The 15,229-nt window shown below is 68.1% G+C and carries 16 protein-coding genes; 7 read left to right on the top strand and 9 right to left on the bottom strand.

Translation table 11 applies throughout. The annotated features are described in order from the left end of the window. The first annotated feature begins 5 nt into the window (after nt 1–5). A complete protein-coding gene (locus IV113_RS12130) occupies nt 6–422 on the top strand; it encodes a PaaI family thioesterase (protein WP_291085089.1) in 417 nt (138 codons plus the stop codon). 15 nt (nt 423–437) lie between these two features. On the opposite strand, the gene IV113_RS12125 is transcribed toward IV113_RS12130, so the two are convergent. The 3 genes from IV113_RS12125 to IV113_RS12115 are packed head-to-tail and all read right to left on the bottom strand — an operon-like array spanning nt 438 to nt 2,918. Beyond that, nucleotides 438–806, bottom strand: a complete 369-nt coding sequence (locus tag IV113_RS12125; RefSeq protein ID WP_291085086.1) for a thioredoxin domain-containing protein — start codon at nt 804–806, stop codon at nt 438–440. A gap of 5 nt (nt 807–811) precedes the next feature. After that, complete coding sequence (locus IV113_RS12120; protein ID WP_291085083.1) at nt 812–2,119, bottom strand: cytochrome c; 1,308 nt, start codon at nt 2,117–2,119, stop codon at nt 812–814. A 58-nt stretch (nt 2,120–2,177) separates the two neighbouring features. Continuing rightward, a complete protein-coding gene (locus IV113_RS12115; RefSeq protein WP_291085081.1) occupies nt 2,178–2,918 on the bottom strand; it encodes a c-type cytochrome in 741 nt (246 codons plus the stop codon). 79 nt (nt 2,919–2,997) lie between these two features. Between IV113_RS12115 and IV113_RS12110 the strand changes: the two genes are divergently transcribed. Next, entirely contained in the window at nt 2,998–4,437 is a 1,440-nt protein-coding gene (locus IV113_RS12110) for a PLP-dependent aminotransferase family protein (RefSeq protein ID WP_291085079.1), read from the top strand. 10 nt (nt 4,438–4,447) lie between these two features. Here IV113_RS12110 and IV113_RS12105 read toward each other — a convergent pair whose 3' ends face one another. Then, a complete protein-coding gene (locus IV113_RS12105) occupies nt 4,448–4,891 on the bottom strand; it encodes a PACE efflux transporter (RefSeq protein ID WP_291085077.1) in 444 nt (147 codons plus the stop codon). Between the two features lie 84 nt (nt 4,892–4,975). Here IV113_RS12105 and IV113_RS12100 point away from each other — a divergent pair, with 84 nt between their 5' ends. Next, on the top strand, nt 4,976–5,929 hold the full coding sequence (locus IV113_RS12100) for a LysR family transcriptional regulator (RefSeq protein ID WP_291085074.1): 954 nt from the start codon (nt 4,976–4,978) through the stop codon (nt 5,927–5,929). Here IV113_RS12100 and IV113_RS12095 read toward each other — a convergent pair. Then, nucleotides 5,901–7,148, bottom strand: coding sequence for an MFS transporter (locus tag IV113_RS12095; protein ID WP_291085071.1), 1,248 nt, complete (start codon nt 7,146–7,148; stop codon nt 5,901–5,903). The two genes, IV113_RS12100 and IV113_RS12095, sit on opposite strands and share 29 nt — an antisense overlap. A 183-nt stretch (nt 7,149–7,331) precedes the next feature. Between IV113_RS12095 and IV113_RS12090 the strand changes: the two genes are divergently transcribed. Continuing rightward, on the top strand, nt 7,332–7,889 hold the full coding sequence (locus IV113_RS12090; protein WP_291085069.1) for a hypothetical protein: 558 nt from the start codon (nt 7,332–7,334) through the stop codon (nt 7,887–7,889). A 22-nt stretch (nt 7,890–7,911) separates the two neighbouring features. On the opposite strand, the gene IV113_RS12085 is transcribed toward IV113_RS12090, so the two are convergent. Beyond that, on the bottom strand, nt 7,912–8,751 hold the full coding sequence (locus tag IV113_RS12085; protein ID WP_291085183.1) for a class II aldolase/adducin family protein: 840 nt from the start codon (nt 8,749–8,751) through the stop codon (nt 7,912–7,914). Between the two features lie 136 nt (nt 8,752–8,887). On the opposite strand from IV113_RS12085, the gene IV113_RS12080 reads away from it, so the two are divergent. Then, nucleotides 8,888–9,772, top strand: coding sequence for a LysR substrate-binding domain-containing protein (locus IV113_RS12080; protein ID WP_291085067.1), 885 nt, complete (start codon nt 8,888–8,890; stop codon nt 9,770–9,772). Nucleotides 9,773–9,865: 93 nt separating this feature from the next. After that, entirely contained in the window at nt 9,866–11,467 is a 1,602-nt protein-coding gene (locus tag IV113_RS12075) for an NAD(P)/FAD-dependent oxidoreductase (RefSeq protein ID WP_291085065.1), read from the top strand. A 4-nt stretch (nt 11,468–11,471) separates the two neighbouring features. Here IV113_RS12075 and IV113_RS12070 read toward each other — a convergent pair whose 3' ends face one another. Continuing rightward, nucleotides 11,472–12,530, bottom strand: coding sequence for an ornithine cyclodeaminase (locus IV113_RS12070; protein WP_291085063.1), 1,059 nt, complete (start codon nt 12,528–12,530; stop codon nt 11,472–11,474). A 123-nt stretch (nt 12,531–12,653) separates the two neighbouring features. On the opposite strand from IV113_RS12070, the gene IV113_RS12065 reads away from it, so the two are divergent. Then, nucleotides 12,654–13,073, top strand: a complete 420-nt coding sequence (locus tag IV113_RS12065; protein ID WP_291085061.1) for an Lrp/AsnC family transcriptional regulator — start codon at nt 12,654–12,656, stop codon at nt 13,071–13,073. On the opposite strand, the gene IV113_RS12060 is transcribed toward IV113_RS12065, so the two are convergent. Beyond that, nucleotides 13,064–13,987, bottom strand: coding sequence for a delta(1)-pyrroline-2-carboxylate reductase family protein (locus IV113_RS12060; RefSeq protein ID WP_291085059.1), 924 nt, complete (start codon nt 13,985–13,987; stop codon nt 13,064–13,066). The two genes, IV113_RS12065 and IV113_RS12060, sit on opposite strands and share 10 nt — an antisense overlap. Before the next feature lie 16 nt (nt 13,988–14,003). Beyond that, complete coding sequence (locus IV113_RS12055) at nt 14,004–15,140, bottom strand: response regulator (protein WP_291085058.1); 1,137 nt, start codon at nt 15,138–15,140, stop codon at nt 14,004–14,006. Between the last annotated feature and the right edge of the window lie 89 nt (nt 15,141–15,229).

Here is a 15,229-nt window from a genome sequence, read left to right as displayed (position 1 = left end):
CTTTCATGACGAACCTCGCCGACGAATTCAACCAGCGTGGCGCTGGCGCTCTGCCCGGCCACCTGGGTCTGGTGATCACGCACGTGAGCCCGCAGGAGGTTCGCTCCGAGCTGGCCGTGAAGCCGACCACCATGGCGCCCAACGGCTTCCTGCACGCCGGCAGCGTGGTCACGCTGGCCGACACCAGCTGCGGCTATGGCTGCGTGGCCAACCTGCCCAAAGAGGCCAAGGGTTTCACCACGATCGAGCTCAAGAGCAACCACCTGGGCACGGCGTTGGAAGGCACCATCGATTGCGTGGCCACGCCCGCCCACATCGGCCGCACCACGCAGGTGTGGGACGCGGTCGTCACGCACCGCGAAACCGGCAAGACCATCGCGCTGTTCCGCTGCACGCAGATGGTGCTGTACCCCAAGGGCTGACGCAGGATCGCCGGCTCAGCCAGGCAACCGGCCCGGCGGCGCGGGCAACTTCTGCAGCCGCGCGAAGACCTCGGCCGCGGCTTCGTCGGACGCCTGGGGCGCGTGCGTCACGCGGCCCAGCGCGAAGGGCTGCAGGAACGCCTTGAACCGCGCGGCGATGCCGGGCGCTTCGCCAAAGAAGACCAACTGCTCGTCCATGCCCACCAGCACGGTGGGAAAGGTGGTGATGTCCAGCGCCTGCACCAGCTCCGCATGGTCCTCGACGTCGATCCACAGCCAGGTGGCCGAGGGGTGCTCCCGCGCCAGGGCCTGGAAGTCGGGCGCCAGGTCGCGGCAGACGTGGCACCACTGCGCGCACAGGCCAATGATCCAGGGCGTCGGCATGGCGGTTACTTTCCGGCCGCGCGTCGGAGCTGCTGCACGTCGAGTTCCGAGACCGGGGGCGCATCGTTGCCCCACGCACCCCGCAGGTAGGTCAGCAGGTCCGCGATGTCCTGGCCGTTCAGGTCGAGCACGAAGGGCGGCATGCCAAAGGGGCGCGGGTGCCCCGCCGTGCTGGGGCCGAAACCGCCGTACAGCACCGCCTGCACCAGGTTGGCAGGCACCCCCTGCAGCACCGTGCTGTTGCCCGCCAGCGGCGGATAGGCCCAGGTGCCATCGTCGCCGCGAACGCCTTGCCCCTGCGCGCCATGGCATTGCGCACACTGCTGCTCGTAAATCTTTGCACCCTGGGTCAGCGCTTTGTCGGACCGCGCTTCGGTCGTGGCCTGCACGCGGCCGCGCGTCACCGGGAGCGCCTTGAGGTGCGCTGCCATGGCCTGCAGATCGTCAGGTCGCCAGTGCTGCGTGCTGTGCTGGACCACCTCGGCCATCGGGCCGGTGACGATGTGGCGATCGCTGCGGCCGGTCTGGAACAGCGCCACGATGTCGGCCAGCTCGCGCTCCTGCACGCCGCCGTCGGCCGGGTCGAGCAACGAAGGCGCGTACCAGCCCTGTGCCGACAGGAGCCCGCCGGCGAGTGACAGCATATTGCTGCTGCCGCCCAGGGCGTTGCGCGGTACGTGGCAGGCGCTGCAGTGCGCCAGGCCGTTGACGAGGTAGGCACCGCGTTGCAGTTCGTCCACCGGTGCGGTCTGGACCGTGTCGGCGGGCCGGAAGTACAGCGCGCGCCAGGCTTTGAGCGCGGCTTGCGAACCCAGGTACCGGCCCAGGTCGTTGCCGGGCACGGTCGCTTCCACCGGTGCCAGGCTGCGGAAGAACGCGAACAGCGCGTCGCTGTCCGAGCGCGAGACGTGGGTGGTGTTGGTGTACGGGAAGGCCGGGTTCAGCAGGCGCCCGTCGCGCGATTGCCCGTGGTGCAGGGCGCGCCAGAAATCGTCGGCGTTCCAGTCTTTCAGGCCGGTGCCATCGGGTGTGAGGTTGCTGCTGTACACCGTGCCGAAGGGCGTTCCGATGCCGCGCCCGCCGGCGAATGCGGCGCCACCCCGCTCGGTGTGGCAGGCCTGGCAGTTGCCCAGCACAGCGAGATAGCGGCCGCGTTCGATGGTGGCCGTGTCGTCCAGGCGGGTGGTGGCGCTCAGGGCCGGGACGGCCACGGGTTGGGACGGCCACAGCAGCCAGGCGCCTGCGCACAGCAGCAAGGCCAGCAGAACACCCATGGCCAGGGCGCCACGTTGTCGGGAGAGATGCGCGCTCACTGGACTACCCTCCGCGCTGCGCGCTTCGGGACGAGCGCTTGGGAGCGGCCCGGCGCGCTCATGGCCGCACCGCTTTCACCGAGGCCGGTGCCACCGGTGGCGTGAAGCTGCCGCACTCCAGGGGTGCCGGGATCCCGGTGGATGCGGCCGGCGCGGCGGACAGGGGCACCGGTTGCGCGGCCAGCCAGGCGCTCACGGCGGCCACGTCCTCAGCCGGCAAGCGGCGTGCGATGGTGGCCATGCAGTCGGGTGCCTGGGCTTTGCGCGTGCCGTTGTGCCAGGCACCGAGCTGCGCGTTGATGTAGTCCGGTGGCAGGCCCAGCAGCCCCGGCGCGGCGGGCTGCACGCCGGTGAGCGCGGCGCCGTGGCAGGCGGTGCAGGCAGGCACCTGCCGCGAAGCGTCGCCGCGCAGCGCGAGTTGTTCGCCACGCTGCAACACGGCGGCGGGCGCGCGGGCGGGCAAGGCCGGCGCGTGGGGCAGGTCCAGTGATGCGAAGTGGTGCGCGATCTCCCACAGGTAGGCGTCGCTCAGCGGATCGACCATGCGCGCCATCAGCGCGTGTTGGCGCTGGCCGGTCTGGAAATGCTTGAGCTGGTTGTAGAGGTAGCCCGCCGGTTTGCCGGCAATGCGGGGGTAGTAGCCGTCGGGGCGGGCACGGCCCTGCTGGCCATGGCAACTGGCGCAGGCCTGCACCCGCTGGGCCAGGGTGTCTTCAAAACGGAGGGCGGGTTGTGCGGTGGCGCCCCACGGGATGCATGCGGCGAGCAGCAGGGCGATCAGGGCGGGAATGGGGCGCATGTGGGTATCCTCACACAATTCATCTGATCCGCAAGACCCAGATGAATTGAAAAACGACCAGATCAGATGGTGTGATCCGATGAACAGCTTTCGCGTGCCCCGGTACCAGCAACTGGCCGACGAACTGGCCGTGGCCATCCGCGGGGGTTTGTTGCGCCCGGGCGAGCGCCTGCCCTCCGTGCGCGAGACCTGCCAGCAGCGTGGCATGAGTCCGTCCACCGTGTTCCAGGCTTATGGCCAGCTGGAGGCCGAGGGCCTGGTCGAGGCGCGGGCGCGCTCCGGGTTTTATGTGCGGGCCACGCGCCGCGCCGTGCGGGCCGGCCCCCAGGTGGCCGCACCGCGCAGCGAGGCCACGCCGGTGGCCATCAGCGAACTGGTGTTTGATCTGCTGGGGTCCACGCGCGACGCCGATGTGGTGCCGCTGGGCTCGGCGTTTCCGGCCTCGCACCTGTTCCCGTTTGACGAGCTGGCCCGCTGCGGTGCGCGCGCCATGCGCGGCCTGAAGCCAGCCCAGATCACGGGTGCGCTCACCGCGGGCGACGAAGGGTTGCGGCTGGCCTTGCGCCGGCGCTACGCCTTGCAGGGCATGGCGCTGGCGGACAACGAACTCATCGTCACCAACGGCGCGATGGAAGCGCTCAACCTCTGCCTGCAGGCGGTCACCCGGCCGGGGGACGTGGTGGTGGTCGAATCGCCCACGTTCTACGCCGCCTTGCAGGCGCTGGAGCGCCTGCACCTCAAGGCGGTGGAGGTGGCCACCGACCCGCGCGACGGCGTGGACCTGGAGGCCCTGAGCGGGCTGCTGGAGCGTCACCGGGTGGCCGCCTGCTGGGTCATGCCCAGTTTCCAGAACCCGCTGGGCGCGCTGATGTCGCCCGAGCGCAAGCAGGCGCTGGTCGACCTGCTCGCGCGTCACCGCGTGCCGTTGATCGAGGACGACGTGTACGGCGAGTTGTACGCGGGCTCGCTGCGCCCGCCACCGGCCAAGGCGTATGACCAGAGCGGTGGCGTGCTGCACTGCTCGTCGTTCTCCAAGTGCCTGGCACCCGGTTACCGGGTCGGTTGGGCCGCCGCCGGGCGGTACGCACCGCAAGTGGAGCGGCTGAAGATGACGACCTCTCTGGCCAGCGCCCTGCCGACCCAACTGGCGCTGGCGGACTACCTGGCCCAGGGCGGCTACGACCGCCACCTCAGGCGTCTGCGCGAGTCCCTGTCGGCGCAGCGCAAGCACGCGCTGCGGCTGATCGAACGTCACTTTCCGCCCGGCACGCGCACCACGCGGCCCGAGGGCGGCTACTTCATCTGGCTCGAACTGCCACCCTCGGTCGACGCCCTCGCGCTGCACCACCGGGCCCGAGCGCACTCCATCAGCACGGCGCCCGGCGCGCTGTTCTCGGCCGACCGGCGCTTCACCCACCACCTGCGCCTCAATGTCGGGCACCCCGGCGACGGTCGTGTGGACGCGGCCTTGCGCACGCTGGGCGCGCTGGCCACCGAGATGGCCCGGTCCGTTCGCTGAGCGGGTGCCCTCAAGTCGCCTGGATCGCCATGCCTTTCGTGGCCGAGACCGGCAGGCCAAACACCTCGTCGAAGGCCCAGTTGAAGGCGAAGGTGTAGACAAGGAAAAAAACCACCAGGGCCATGTCCATGACCAGGGCTTGCCACAGACTCACGCCCAGCCACCAGGCGATCAGCGGGACCAGCATCGCGACCAGTCCGATCTCGAAGCTCACCGCGTGCAGCACACGCCGTTTCACGCTGCGCCCGGTGGTGGCCTGGCGAGCCTCCCACCGTTCAAAGAAGGTGTTGAAGACGAGGTTCCACACGACCGCCACGGACGAGGTGGCAATGGCCAGCGCCCCGCTGTCCAGCAAGCTGTGGCCCGACATGAGCATCAAGCCCCAGCCAGCGAGTGCGATGGCCACCACTTCGTACAGGCCGATGTACACCACACGTCTCCAGAATCCCTGCACAGCGCGTCTCCGTTGTTTCGATGGCTGCACTGTATGTCGTTCTGATTGATACTAAAAGTCAGCTTCTATCAGGGGAACTGACAGATGAAATTTGATTTTGAATCCCTCAAGGTGTTTCTCGCGGTGCTCGACCACGGTTCCTTTTCGGCTGCGGCGCGCTCGCTGGGCAAGGTGCCGTCGGCGGTGAGCATGGCGATCGCCCATCTCGAAGCCGACCTGAACCTGGTGCTGTTTGACCGCAGCGGTCGCGAGCCGCGACCCACGCCGCAGGCAACGGCCCTGGTGCCGCAGGCGCGCATGCTGGCAGAGCAGCTGCTCAAGCTGGACACACACGCGCTGTCGCTCACCCAGGGACTGGAGCCCTGCCTGACGATTGCGGTGGCGCCGGAGCTCCTGGCGGCCACGCCCTGGAGCGCGGCGCTGGTGCAGCTGTCGGCCGAACACCCGTTGCTGGAGGTGGAGGTGCTGGCGGCACCGCAAACCGACGCCTTGGGCATGTTGCACAGCGGGCGCGCTCACGTGGCCCTGGTGTTCGAGCGCGCCAGTCTGGATGCGCGCGAGGGCTTTCAGGAGGTGGGGCGCGAGATTCTGGTGGCGGTGGCGGCGCCCACCCATCCGATGCTGCGCGGGCGCAAGGCCACGCGCGGCGTGCGCGAGGACGATCTGGCCTTGGAGCGGCAGATCATCGTGGCCGGTCGGCACACCAGCGATGTGGACGAGCGCATCGTGATGTCGCGCCACCAGTGGCGCACCGATACCCCGGTGGCCGCCATGGGGCTGGTGATCGCCGGCCTGGGCTGGGCGTGGTTGCCGCAGGGTTTTGTGCGCGCGCCCCTGGCCGCCGGGCAGCTGGTGGAGATTCCGCTGGAGAACTTCAGCAACGCCATGCCGCTGTGGGTCGACGCCGTCTGGGCGAAGGCGCGCCCGCTGGGGGTGGCGGCGCGGCGTTTCCTGGAGCTGCTGGACGGCGTGCGCCGTCAGAGCGCGCAGCAGGGCAAGGCCGCCGTGATCAAGCGCCGACCAACTGCGCGCGGGTGATGCGGCGTACCCGGAAATACAGCCACAGCGCGATGCTCATGTTGAGCAGGTTGAAGGCAATGCCGTTGAGGAAGGCCGCGTGGTAGCTGCCGGTCAGGTCGAACACCCAGCCCGACATCCAGCCGCCCAGCGCCATGCCCACCAGCGTGGCCATGATCACCGCGCCCACCCGCGCGCCGGCTTCTTTGGGCGGGAAATACTCGCGCACGATGATGGCGTATGACGGCACGATGCCGCCCTGGAACAGGCCGAACAGCGCGGCAATCAGGTAGAGCGAGACCAGCCCGTCGAACGGCAGGAACAGCAGCAACGCCACGCACTGCAGGGCCGAACCCAGCAGCAATGTGCGGATGCCGCCGATGCGGTCGCAGATCCAGCCTGAGATGAGCCGGCTGGCGATGCCGCAGAACAGCATGAGCGAGAGCATCTCGGCGCCGCGCGCCGCGCCAAAGCCCAGGTCGGTGCAATAGGCCACGATGTGCACCTGCGGCATCGACATGGCCACGCAGCAGCCCACGCCGGCCACGCACAGCAGGGCCATCGCGTGGTTCGGGCTCAGACCAAACGGGCGGCTGGTGTCGGGCGCTGCTTCACCCGCGCTCACCGGCGCGGTCACCACCAGCGGCGGGCGCTGGCGCATGAGGTTGGCCAGCAGAAAGATGCCGGTGCCGCACACCACGCCCAGAATGATGTAGGTCTGGCGCCAGCCGATGGTCGCTATGCCCCACTGCACCAGCGGTGGCCACACAGTGCCGGCCACGTAGTTGCCGCTGGCGGCAATGGCCACCGCCATGCCGCGGCGCTTGTTCCACCACAGCGCCGCGTCGGCCAGCAAGGGCGCAAAGGTGGACGAGCTGCCCAGCATGCCGAGCAGCAGCCCGTGCGCAAGACCAAAGGTCCAGATGCTGCCCGCGTAGGCCGCCCACACAAAGCCGCCTGCCACCGCCACCGCGCCCACGCGCAGCACCGGCGTGATGCCGTGGCGATCAGCGAGCTTGCCCGTGAACAGGCCGCCGATCCCCAGGCAGATCATCATCAGCGTGTAGGGCAGGGAAGCGTCGGCGCGGCCCACGCCGAACTCGGCCTGCACTGCCGGCAACACCACCGCCACCACGTACATGCCACTGTTGCCCAGCGTGACCAGCGCCAGCGTGGTGAGCAGGCGGCGCATGGCCACGCGTGAGTCGATCAGGCTGGGGTCGGCAGGGGTGTGCGGCATGGCGCCCGATGCTACGCCGCGCGTGTGCGCGCGCTTGTCACGCGCGTTGCTGCCTTGTGTGCGTTGGGCAACGTTGGAAACCGAACAGACCCCACGCGCTGATTGGCCGATGCTGTGAGCGTGGATCCCTCAAGCGGCCTGGCGCCGCTCCACGCAACTCCGTCAACTTTGAAAGGGCTCCCCATGAAAACCAATTCCCATTCCCGCGCCATGCTGTTGGTCAGCGCCTGTCTTTTCGCTCCTCTGGCGTTTGGGCAGACCGCTCCACCCAACAAGGCCGAATACGCCGCAGCCAAGACCGCCATCAGTGCGGACTACAAGGCCGCCAAGGCCGCGTGCGACAGTCTGAAGGCCAATGCCAAGGACATCTGCATGGAAGAGGCCAAGGCCAAGGACAACAACGCGCGCGCCGAGCTCGAATTCAAGTCCAGCGGCAAGCCGGCCGATGGCATCAAGGTTCAGACCGTCAAGGCCGATGGCGTCTACGAGGTGGCCAAGGAGCGCTGCGATGACCTGAACGGCAACGCCAAGGACGTGTGCAACAAGGAAGCGAAAGCGGCGCACGTGGCCGCAATTGCCAGCGCCAAAGCCACGAAAGCCACGGCCGAAGCCCGCGCCGACAGCAAAGAGGAAGTCAACGAGGCCAAGTACAAGGCCGCGGCTGAAAAATGCGATGCCATGTCCGGTGACGCCAAGGACGCCTGCATCAAGGCCGCCAAAGCCGCCCACGGCCAGCGCTGACCGACACGCGGCCCGGTCTGTTTCAGTCGAACAGGTCGGGCTCGCTGCGCACCAGGTCGTTCCAGATGGTCTGGAAGTGCAACCAGCCGATGTATTCGCTGCCCACGTGCTCGCGGCTGTAGCGCGCGCGCTCGGCGGGGACCAAGCGCGGGGTCGCGCCGGTGGCCATCACGGCCAGTTGCTGCTGGCAGCAGCGCTCCAGCGCAATGAACCAGAACGCCGCGGCCTCGATGCTGTGGCGGCTCGCGGTGAACAGACCGTGGTTCTGGTGGATCGCTGCCTTCACGCCTTTGAACCAGTCGGCCACCTTCAGACCGGCCTTCACTTCCACCGCCACCTGGCCGGCTTCGTCGCCAATGACCACGTGGTCCTCGAAGAAGGCGGCCGCGTCCTGCGAGATCGGCTGCAGCGGCTGACCCAGTGAGGCGAACGCCGTGCCGTAGACGGTGTGCGCGTGGCACATGGCGATGATGTCGGGATGTGCCTCGTGCACCGCGGCATGCAGCACGAAGCCGGCGCGGTTGACCGCGTGGCGGCCCTCCACCACCTGGCCCTCGTGGTCCACCAGGATCAGGTTGGACACCTTCACCTGCGCGAAATGCACCGCCATCGGGTTGGTCCAGTACAGGTGCGGATGCTCGGGGTCGCGAATGGTCAGGTGGCCGGCGAAGCCGTAGTCAAAGCCTTGGCGCGCAAACGCGCGGCAGGCGCCGGCCAGCCGCTCTTTCAAGTACTGCCGCTCCTGCGCCACGTTGTCGAACGAGGGGATGCCGGGGTAGATCAGGCCGGGCTGGTCGGGCTGGTAGATCGAGACCTTGGGGTCGGTCAGCGGGTCGTGGCGGTATTCCTTCTGGCCCAGCATCGAGAGTTTTTCAAGCACGGCGGACATGGTGTCTCCTCGGGTGGTGATGTGCCGCCATGGTGGGCCAGGGCACACGCATTGACAAACGATGAATGCTCATGGAAACATGAGCCAGTTTCATCTGAAAGCCCATCGCATGAGGAATTTTCCACCGCTGGCGCGCCTGCGCACCTTCGAGGCCGCTGCGCGCCTGCAGAGTTTTGCGCTGGCCGCTCAAGAGTTGCACCTCACCGCCTCGGCCATCAGCCACCAGATCCGTGACCTGGAGCGGCACTTCGGCCGCGCGCTGTTCGAACGCCGCCACCGCCAGGTGCAGACCACGCTCGAAGGGCGGCGCCTGTTCGAGAGCCTGGCGCGGCTGTTCGATGCGCTGGAGGCGGCCTGCGCCGATGTGCAATTGCCCACACAAGACCAGGTGCTGTCGGTCCATTGCGCGCCAAGCCTTGCCCTCAAGTGGCTGGGTCCACGCCTCAACGAATTCCTGGCTGCGCACCCCGGCGTCAACATTCGCCTGACCACGGGCGCCGACGCGCTGGATCTGCGGGTCGTGCGTGAGGTCGACGTGGAACTGTCATATGGCGCGGTGCGCGAAATGTCTGGACTGCTGGTGGTGCCGTTGGGGTCCGAACGGATCGCACCCCTGGTGTCACCCTCGCTGTTGGTGCGGCGCGTGCCGGCGGCCAGGCAGATCCATCAGCTGACCTTGATCGACTCCACCCTGAGCCCGCTCACCTGGGGCCAGTGGTTCGAGCGCCATGGCCTGTCGCTGCCCGCTCGCCCGCGCCCGGCGTTTGACCGCGCGGCGATGGCCATCGCGGCTGCGGTCGACGGCATGGGGGTGGCACTGGAGAGCACCCGCCTGGCCGCCCGGGAGCTGGAACGCGGCGAACTGGTGATCCTCGGTGAGAAGGTGTTTCAGGCGGTCGTCCAGCCGGTGCATTTCATGTCGGTGCGTGCGGGCGACCAGCACCGCCCGGCTGTTCAGGCCTTCACCGGTTGGCTGACACAGACCGTGCGCTGAGCTCACCCCGGCCGGTGGAGCCAACCATTCCCCCCGCAATTGGCTCTTGACGCCGGACGGCCCTTGCCCGCCAATGCAGGCAGGAGGTGAATCATGGGCAGAACTCGGTGGTTTGATCGGTTGCAGCGTGTGGGTGCGCTGTCGGCCTGGTGTGATGCAACGGGCATGGCCGAGAGCGAGGCGATCGGGCGCGCCGGCCAGCCCCGCTTGGCTGGCGCCGATGCGTCGCGGCGACGGTTGTTGCAGGGCGCAGCGGCCGGATCCATGCTCGCTGCAATGCCCTGGCGCCGTGCACTGGCGCAGGTGCCGTCCGATGTGGGTGTGGTCGGTGCGGGGCTGGCGGGCCTTCACGGCGCCTACCTGCTCGCTGGCAAGCGCATCGGGGCGCAGGTGTATGAAGCCAGTGACCATGTCGGCGGCCGTGTGGCCTCCTTGCGTGGCGTGTTCCCGGGGCAGGTGGCCGAGCGTGGTGCAGAGCTGATCGACACCACCCACGTGACGCTGCGCAACCTGGCCACCGGCATGGGCCTCACGCTGGAGGACTACAACAAGGAGCCGGGCGAGCCGTTCTATTTCTTTGACGGGCGCAGCTTCAGCGAGGCAGAGGTGGTGGCAGAGTACCGAGCGCTCACCGCGGCCATGACGACCGATCTCAAGCGCCTGTCGAGTGGCCCCACTGCCGACAGCTACACCGCCTTCGATCGCACCCTGGACTTCACCACCCTCAAGGACTACCTGCGCTCGCGCGGGGCGGGGCCGCTGATTTCGCAGGTGCTCGATGTGGCGTACACCATCGAATTCGGGCGCGAGATCGAACAACAGAGCGCGCTCTCGTTTCTGTTTTTCGCCCAGGCCAGCCGCCGCTCCGTGTTCAAGCCCTTTGGCGTGTTCAGTGACGAGCGCTTCCACATCGTTGAGGGCAATGACCGCGTGGCCACCGGCCTGGCCGCGTTGTTGCCCACGCCAGTCAGTCACGGGCACCGCCTGCTCAAAGTGAGCCGGCTGGCCGACGGGCGCTTCAAGCTCGCTTTTGATGTGGCGGGCAAGGTGGTCGAACGCACGCACGCCGTGGTGATCCTGACGCTGCCGGCTCCGGCCATGCGCAGCATCGAGTTTGACGCCAGCGTGGCGCTGCCCGCGTTCAAGCGCGATGCCATCGAGCGCTTTGACTACGGGCTGAACTGCAAGCTCATGATCGGTTTCAAAGGCCGGCCCTGGTACGAGCGACTCAACAGCGATGGGGGCAGCTACAGCGACCTGCCCAATCACCAGAACACCTGGGAGACCAATCCAGCGCGCGCGCAATACGGTGTGCGTGGTGTGCTCACCGATTACTCGGGCGGCAACCGCGCCGCGCGCCTGGACCCGGCGCGTACCCAGTCCGAAGCCACCGCCTTTCTCGGGGATCTGGAGCGGGTCTGGCCCGGCACCACGGCGCTGGCGGTGCGCGACAGCAAGGGGCGCCTGCTGGCGCATCTGGAGAATTGGGAGAAGAACCCGCTGTTTGGCGGTGGCTACAGCAACAACCCGCCGGGCTACTTCACCACGCTTGAAGGCCAGTACGCCAAGCCGGTGGGGCGCCTGCTGTTTGCTGGCGAACACACCGACTCGTTTTACGAGTACCAGGGCTTCATGGAAGGCGCGCTGCTTTCGGGCGCGCGCGCCGCCGGCGAAGCCTGGCGTCTGCTGCGCTGAGGCCTCAGGCCACCAGTCGCAGCGCAGCCGCAGCCACCTGAGGGCGCAGCGCGCCAAACAGGTTCTTCGGGTCCGCCAGATCGGGGATCAGCGAGACAGTGGTGCCCATGCCTTGGGCTATCGCCAGGGCGTGCATGAAGCGCAGGGCGGAGTAGTCCTCCAGCGCGAAGCCCACCGAGTCGAACACGGTGATCTGCTCGGCGTGGGTGCGTCCGCTCTGGCGGCCGGCCAACACATCGTGCAGTTCGGTCACGGCGAAATCGGCTGGCATCTGCTGGATGTCGCCTTCGACCCGCGTCTGCGGCGTGTACTCCACGAACACACTGGCACGCTGCAACACCTCGGCGTGCAGCTCGGTTTTGCCGGGGCAGTCGCCGCCCACACCGTTGATGTGCATGCCGGGCTCGAGCATCCCGGGTGTGATGATGGTGGCGTTGGTCTTGTCGGCGGTGATGGTGGTGACGATGTCGGCACCGCGCACAGCCTCTGCAGTGCTGTCGCACACCACGATGGCCAGGCCGCTGCCGGCCAGGTTGGCCACCAGCTTGGCGGTGGCCTCGCGGTCCACGTCGAACACGCGCAGCGTGGTGATGCCCACCAGGTGCTGGAAGGCCAGTGCCTGGAATTCGCTCTGCGCGCCGTTGCCGATGAGGGCCATGACGCGGCTGTCGGGGCGGGCCAGCGTCTGGGCGGCCATGGCCGAGGTGGCCGCAGTGCGCAGCGCGGTGGTGAGTGTGAGTTCGGACAGCAGCAGCGGGGTACCGGTGGCCACGTCGGCCAGCACGCCGAAGGCCATCACGGTGGACAGGCCCAGGCGGGTGTTTTTCGGGTGGCCGTTGACGTATTTGAAGCTGTAGAGCGTGTCGTCGGCGATCGGCATGAGCTCGATCACGCCGTTGGCGCTGTGATTGGCCACGCGGGCCGATTTGTCGAAATCGGCCCAGCGCGCGAAGTCTTCAGCGATGGCGTCGCGCATGCCGCGCAGGGTCTGCGGGATGCCGTGGCGGTTGATGAGGTCGGCGGCGGCGGGGGCGCTCAGAAAGAGGGTGTGTGCGGGGTTCATGGTGTTGCTCGAAGTCATGAACAGCAGTGTCCCGCAGCCGCGTGGCAATGTGAATCGGCAAAAATCTGTCAAAAACAGAAGAAATGCAGCAAAACGGCAGCCTTGAGTGCCAAAATGATCAACATGGACGACATTGACCAAGCCCTGATTGCCCAACTGCGCCAGAACGCGCGCGCCACCGTGGCCGAGTTGGCGCACCGCCTCAAGGTCTCGCGCGGCACCGTGACGAACCGCATCCGCAAGCTCGAAGACCAGCAGCTGATCGTGGGCTACACGGTGCGCCTGCGGCCCGACGCCGAGCCCGAGCGCATCCGCGCCTGGATGGGGGTGCTGGTGGACGGCAACCAGACGCGCGCGGTGATCGCCAGCCTGCTGGGCGAGCCCGGCGTGGCCGCGCTGCACGACACCAACGGCCGCTGGGACCTGCTGGCCGAGCTCAGTGCAGGTTCCATGACCGAGCTCTCCCAGGTGCTGGAGCGCATCCGGCTGGTCAAGGGCATCCAGAGCACCGAGACCAGCATCCACCTGGCGACCTACCGCTGAGGCGCCAGACTTCCAGACACGCATCGCGCCGCGGCCAGGTCCCAACCCGCCCAGCCGCAGCTCTTGAAGAACACCGGTCCGCCGTGCCGGTGCGCAGCCGGCTCGCGCACCACGTCGGCCAGCGTGGCCAGTGCGGGCACGTCGATGCCGGCTTGCAAGAGGTCGCCGGCCTCGTGGTCGGCATCGCGCGTGTCCACCACCAGCAGGCCTTCGGCGGCGAGCCAGCGGCAGACCTCGGGCGCCCACTCCACCATGCGCGGCGTGAACGCGCCCACCGCCGCCACGAAGGCGTCGGTGCGCGGCCGCGCGCGCAGGGCCACGGCCTGCGCCGAGGTGCAGCTCACCACCAATGGGCAATCGGCCAGCGCGGCGTCTACATCCGTCGCGCGGCGTGCACTCATGCCGAGGCCGCGCGCATGCATCACCAGTGCGTCGGCGCTGGCCGCACTGCGTGAGGCCACCCACACTTCTTGCACACCCAGCCCCGCGTGAAAGGCTTCCAGGTGCGCGCGGCCCTGCACGCCCGCACCCACGATGAGCAGGGGCCCGTCGGTGCGCGGCGCCAGCAGCCGTGCCGCCAGCAGGGACACCGCCGCCGTGCGCCGGGCGGTCACGGTCGGGCCATCGAGCAGGGTGGTGCGCTGGCCGGTGAGGGCGTCGAACACCACGATGTCGCCCTGGATCGCGGGCAGATTGCGCGAGGCGTTGTCGGGGATGAAGGTGATGAGCTTGGTGATGGCCACGCGCGCATCGGCGGCGGGCATCACGAACAGGCTGCCACCGCCGGCCAGTGCCTGCACGATGCGCGGCGGCACCACCACACCGGGGTCGCGCAACAAGGATTCGATCTCGTCGGCCAGTGCCGGGTAGGGCAAGGCGTCGGCGGTTTGGCGGGCGTTCAAGAGGGGCGTCATGCCGCCCATCATCGCCCTAAGCTGCTGGCAGCACGATCGTGAAGCTGGCGCCTTCGCCCAGCCGCCCGCGCGCCATCACCGTGCCACCGTGGCGCTCAACGATGCGCCGCACATTGGCCAGGCCCATGCCCTCGCCCACGAACTCTTCGGCGGTGTGCAGGCGACGAAACGGCTTGAAGAGCTGGTCCGCCTGCCTGGGGTCGAAGCCCGCGCCGTCGTCGGCAAACACGATTTCATGGCCGCCATTGGGCAGCACCTGGGCGGTCACGCTGATGTGCGCCACGTCGCGCGCCGAGGTGTACTTGATCGCGTTGCCCAGCAGATTGACGAACGCTTGCTGCAACAGGCCCGCATGCCCGTTGATGGCCGGCAGCGGGCCGATGCTCCATTCAATGGCGCGCTGCGCACTGGGCGATTGCACGGTGGTCAGCGCCGCCTTCAGGACATCGTCCAGTTGCAGCGGGCCCATGGTGAGTGGCTGGTTGCCCAGGCGGGCGAAGTCGAGCAGGTCGCGCACCATGCGCAACGCCAGGTCACCCGACTGCACGCCCAGGCGCACCAACTCCGCCTGCTGCGCGTCAAGCAGATCGCCCGAGTCCTGCAAGGTCAGCTCCAGGATGCTGCGCATGTTGACCAGAGGTCCCCGCAGGTCGTGCGCGAGCCGGGCGGCAAACGCGTCGAGCTCCTGGTTCACGGCCACCAGCTCCTTGACCTGTTGAGACACCTCGGCTTCGAGCCGACGGTTGTTCACCCGCAATCGCTGCACCTCGAGTGCGCGCTCAACCGCGGGCACGATGCCGCTGATGCGAAAGGGCTTCTGCACGTAGTCAATGGCGCCATTCTTCATGGCGTCCACCACGCTGCCGATGCTGCCGTGCGCAGTCATGAGCACGATCACCATGTCGGGCGCCACCGCCTGGGCCCGGCGGGTCAACTCGATGCCGTCCATGCCCGGCATCTGCAGGTCGGTGAGCAGGAGCTCGAAGGTGGACTGTTCGAGCTTGTTCAAAGCCACCAGCGGATCGGTGCAGCCCACGACCTCATAGCCCTGGTCAACCAGGATTTCGCAGAGCGCGCGTTGCTGGGGAGCTTCGTCGTCCACCACGAGCAAGCGCGGGCGTGGACGGTGCTGGACAGAACTGCGGTGTGGCATGGTGGGGTGCCAGTTGTCGATCAGTGACAGGTCATTGCCACATGTGGGGATTTTTCACGATCAGGCCTTGACGCATACCCTACCACCTA

The sequence above is a fragment of the Hydrogenophaga sp. genome (genome assembly GCF_018780385.1).
Lineage (GTDB): Bacteria > Pseudomonadota > Gammaproteobacteria > Burkholderiales > Burkholderiaceae_C > Hydrogenophaga.
This window is presented reverse-complemented; position numbering and strand designations above follow the sequence as displayed.

Excerpts from the sequence above, each read along its gene's own strand:
- IV113_RS12085 (WP_291085183.1), bottom strand. The coding sequence starts at position 8,751 with ATGCTGGGCCAGAAGGAATACCGCCACGACCCGCTGACCGACCCCAAG.
- IV113_RS12125 (WP_291085086.1), bottom strand. The coding sequence starts at position 806 with ATGCCGACGCCCTGGATCATTGGCCTGTGCGCGCAGTGGTGCCACGTC.
- IV113_RS12055 (WP_291085058.1), bottom strand. The coding sequence starts at position 15,140 with ATGCCACACCGCAGTTCTGTCCAGCACCGTCCACGCCCGCGCTTGCTC.
- IV113_RS12110 (WP_291085079.1), top strand. The coding sequence starts at position 2,998 with ATGAACAGCTTTCGCGTGCCCCGGTACCAGCAACTGGCCGACGAACTG.
- IV113_RS12130 (WP_291085089.1), top strand. The coding sequence starts at position 6 with ATGACGAACCTCGCCGACGAATTCAACCAGCGTGGCGCTGGCGCTCTG.
- IV113_RS12060 (WP_291085059.1), bottom strand. The coding sequence starts at position 13,987 with ATGACGCCCCTCTTGAACGCCCGCCAAACCGCCGACGCCTTGCCCTAC.
- IV113_RS12065 (WP_291085061.1), top strand. The coding sequence starts at position 12,654 with ATGGACGACATTGACCAAGCCCTGATTGCCCAACTGCGCCAGAACGCG.
- IV113_RS12075 (WP_291085065.1), top strand. The coding sequence starts at position 9,866 with ATGGGCAGAACTCGGTGGTTTGATCGGTTGCAGCGTGTGGGTGCGCTG.
- IV113_RS12095 (WP_291085071.1), bottom strand. The coding sequence starts at position 7,148 with ATGCCGCACACCCCTGCCGACCCCAGCCTGATCGACTCACGCGTGGCC.
- IV113_RS12080 (WP_291085067.1), top strand. The coding sequence starts at position 8,888 with ATGAGGAATTTTCCACCGCTGGCGCGCCTGCGCACCTTCGAGGCCGCT.
- IV113_RS12090 (WP_291085069.1), top strand. The coding sequence starts at position 7,332 with ATGAAAACCAATTCCCATTCCCGCGCCATGCTGTTGGTCAGCGCCTGT.
- IV113_RS12070 (WP_291085063.1), bottom strand. The coding sequence starts at position 12,530 with ATGAACCCCGCACACACCCTCTTTCTGAGCGCCCCCGCCGCCGCCGAC.
- IV113_RS12115 (WP_291085081.1), bottom strand. The coding sequence starts at position 2,918 with ATGCGCCCCATTCCCGCCCTGATCGCCCTGCTGCTCGCCGCATGCATC.
- IV113_RS12100 (WP_291085074.1), top strand. The coding sequence starts at position 4,976 with ATGAAATTTGATTTTGAATCCCTCAAGGTGTTTCTCGCGGTGCTCGAC.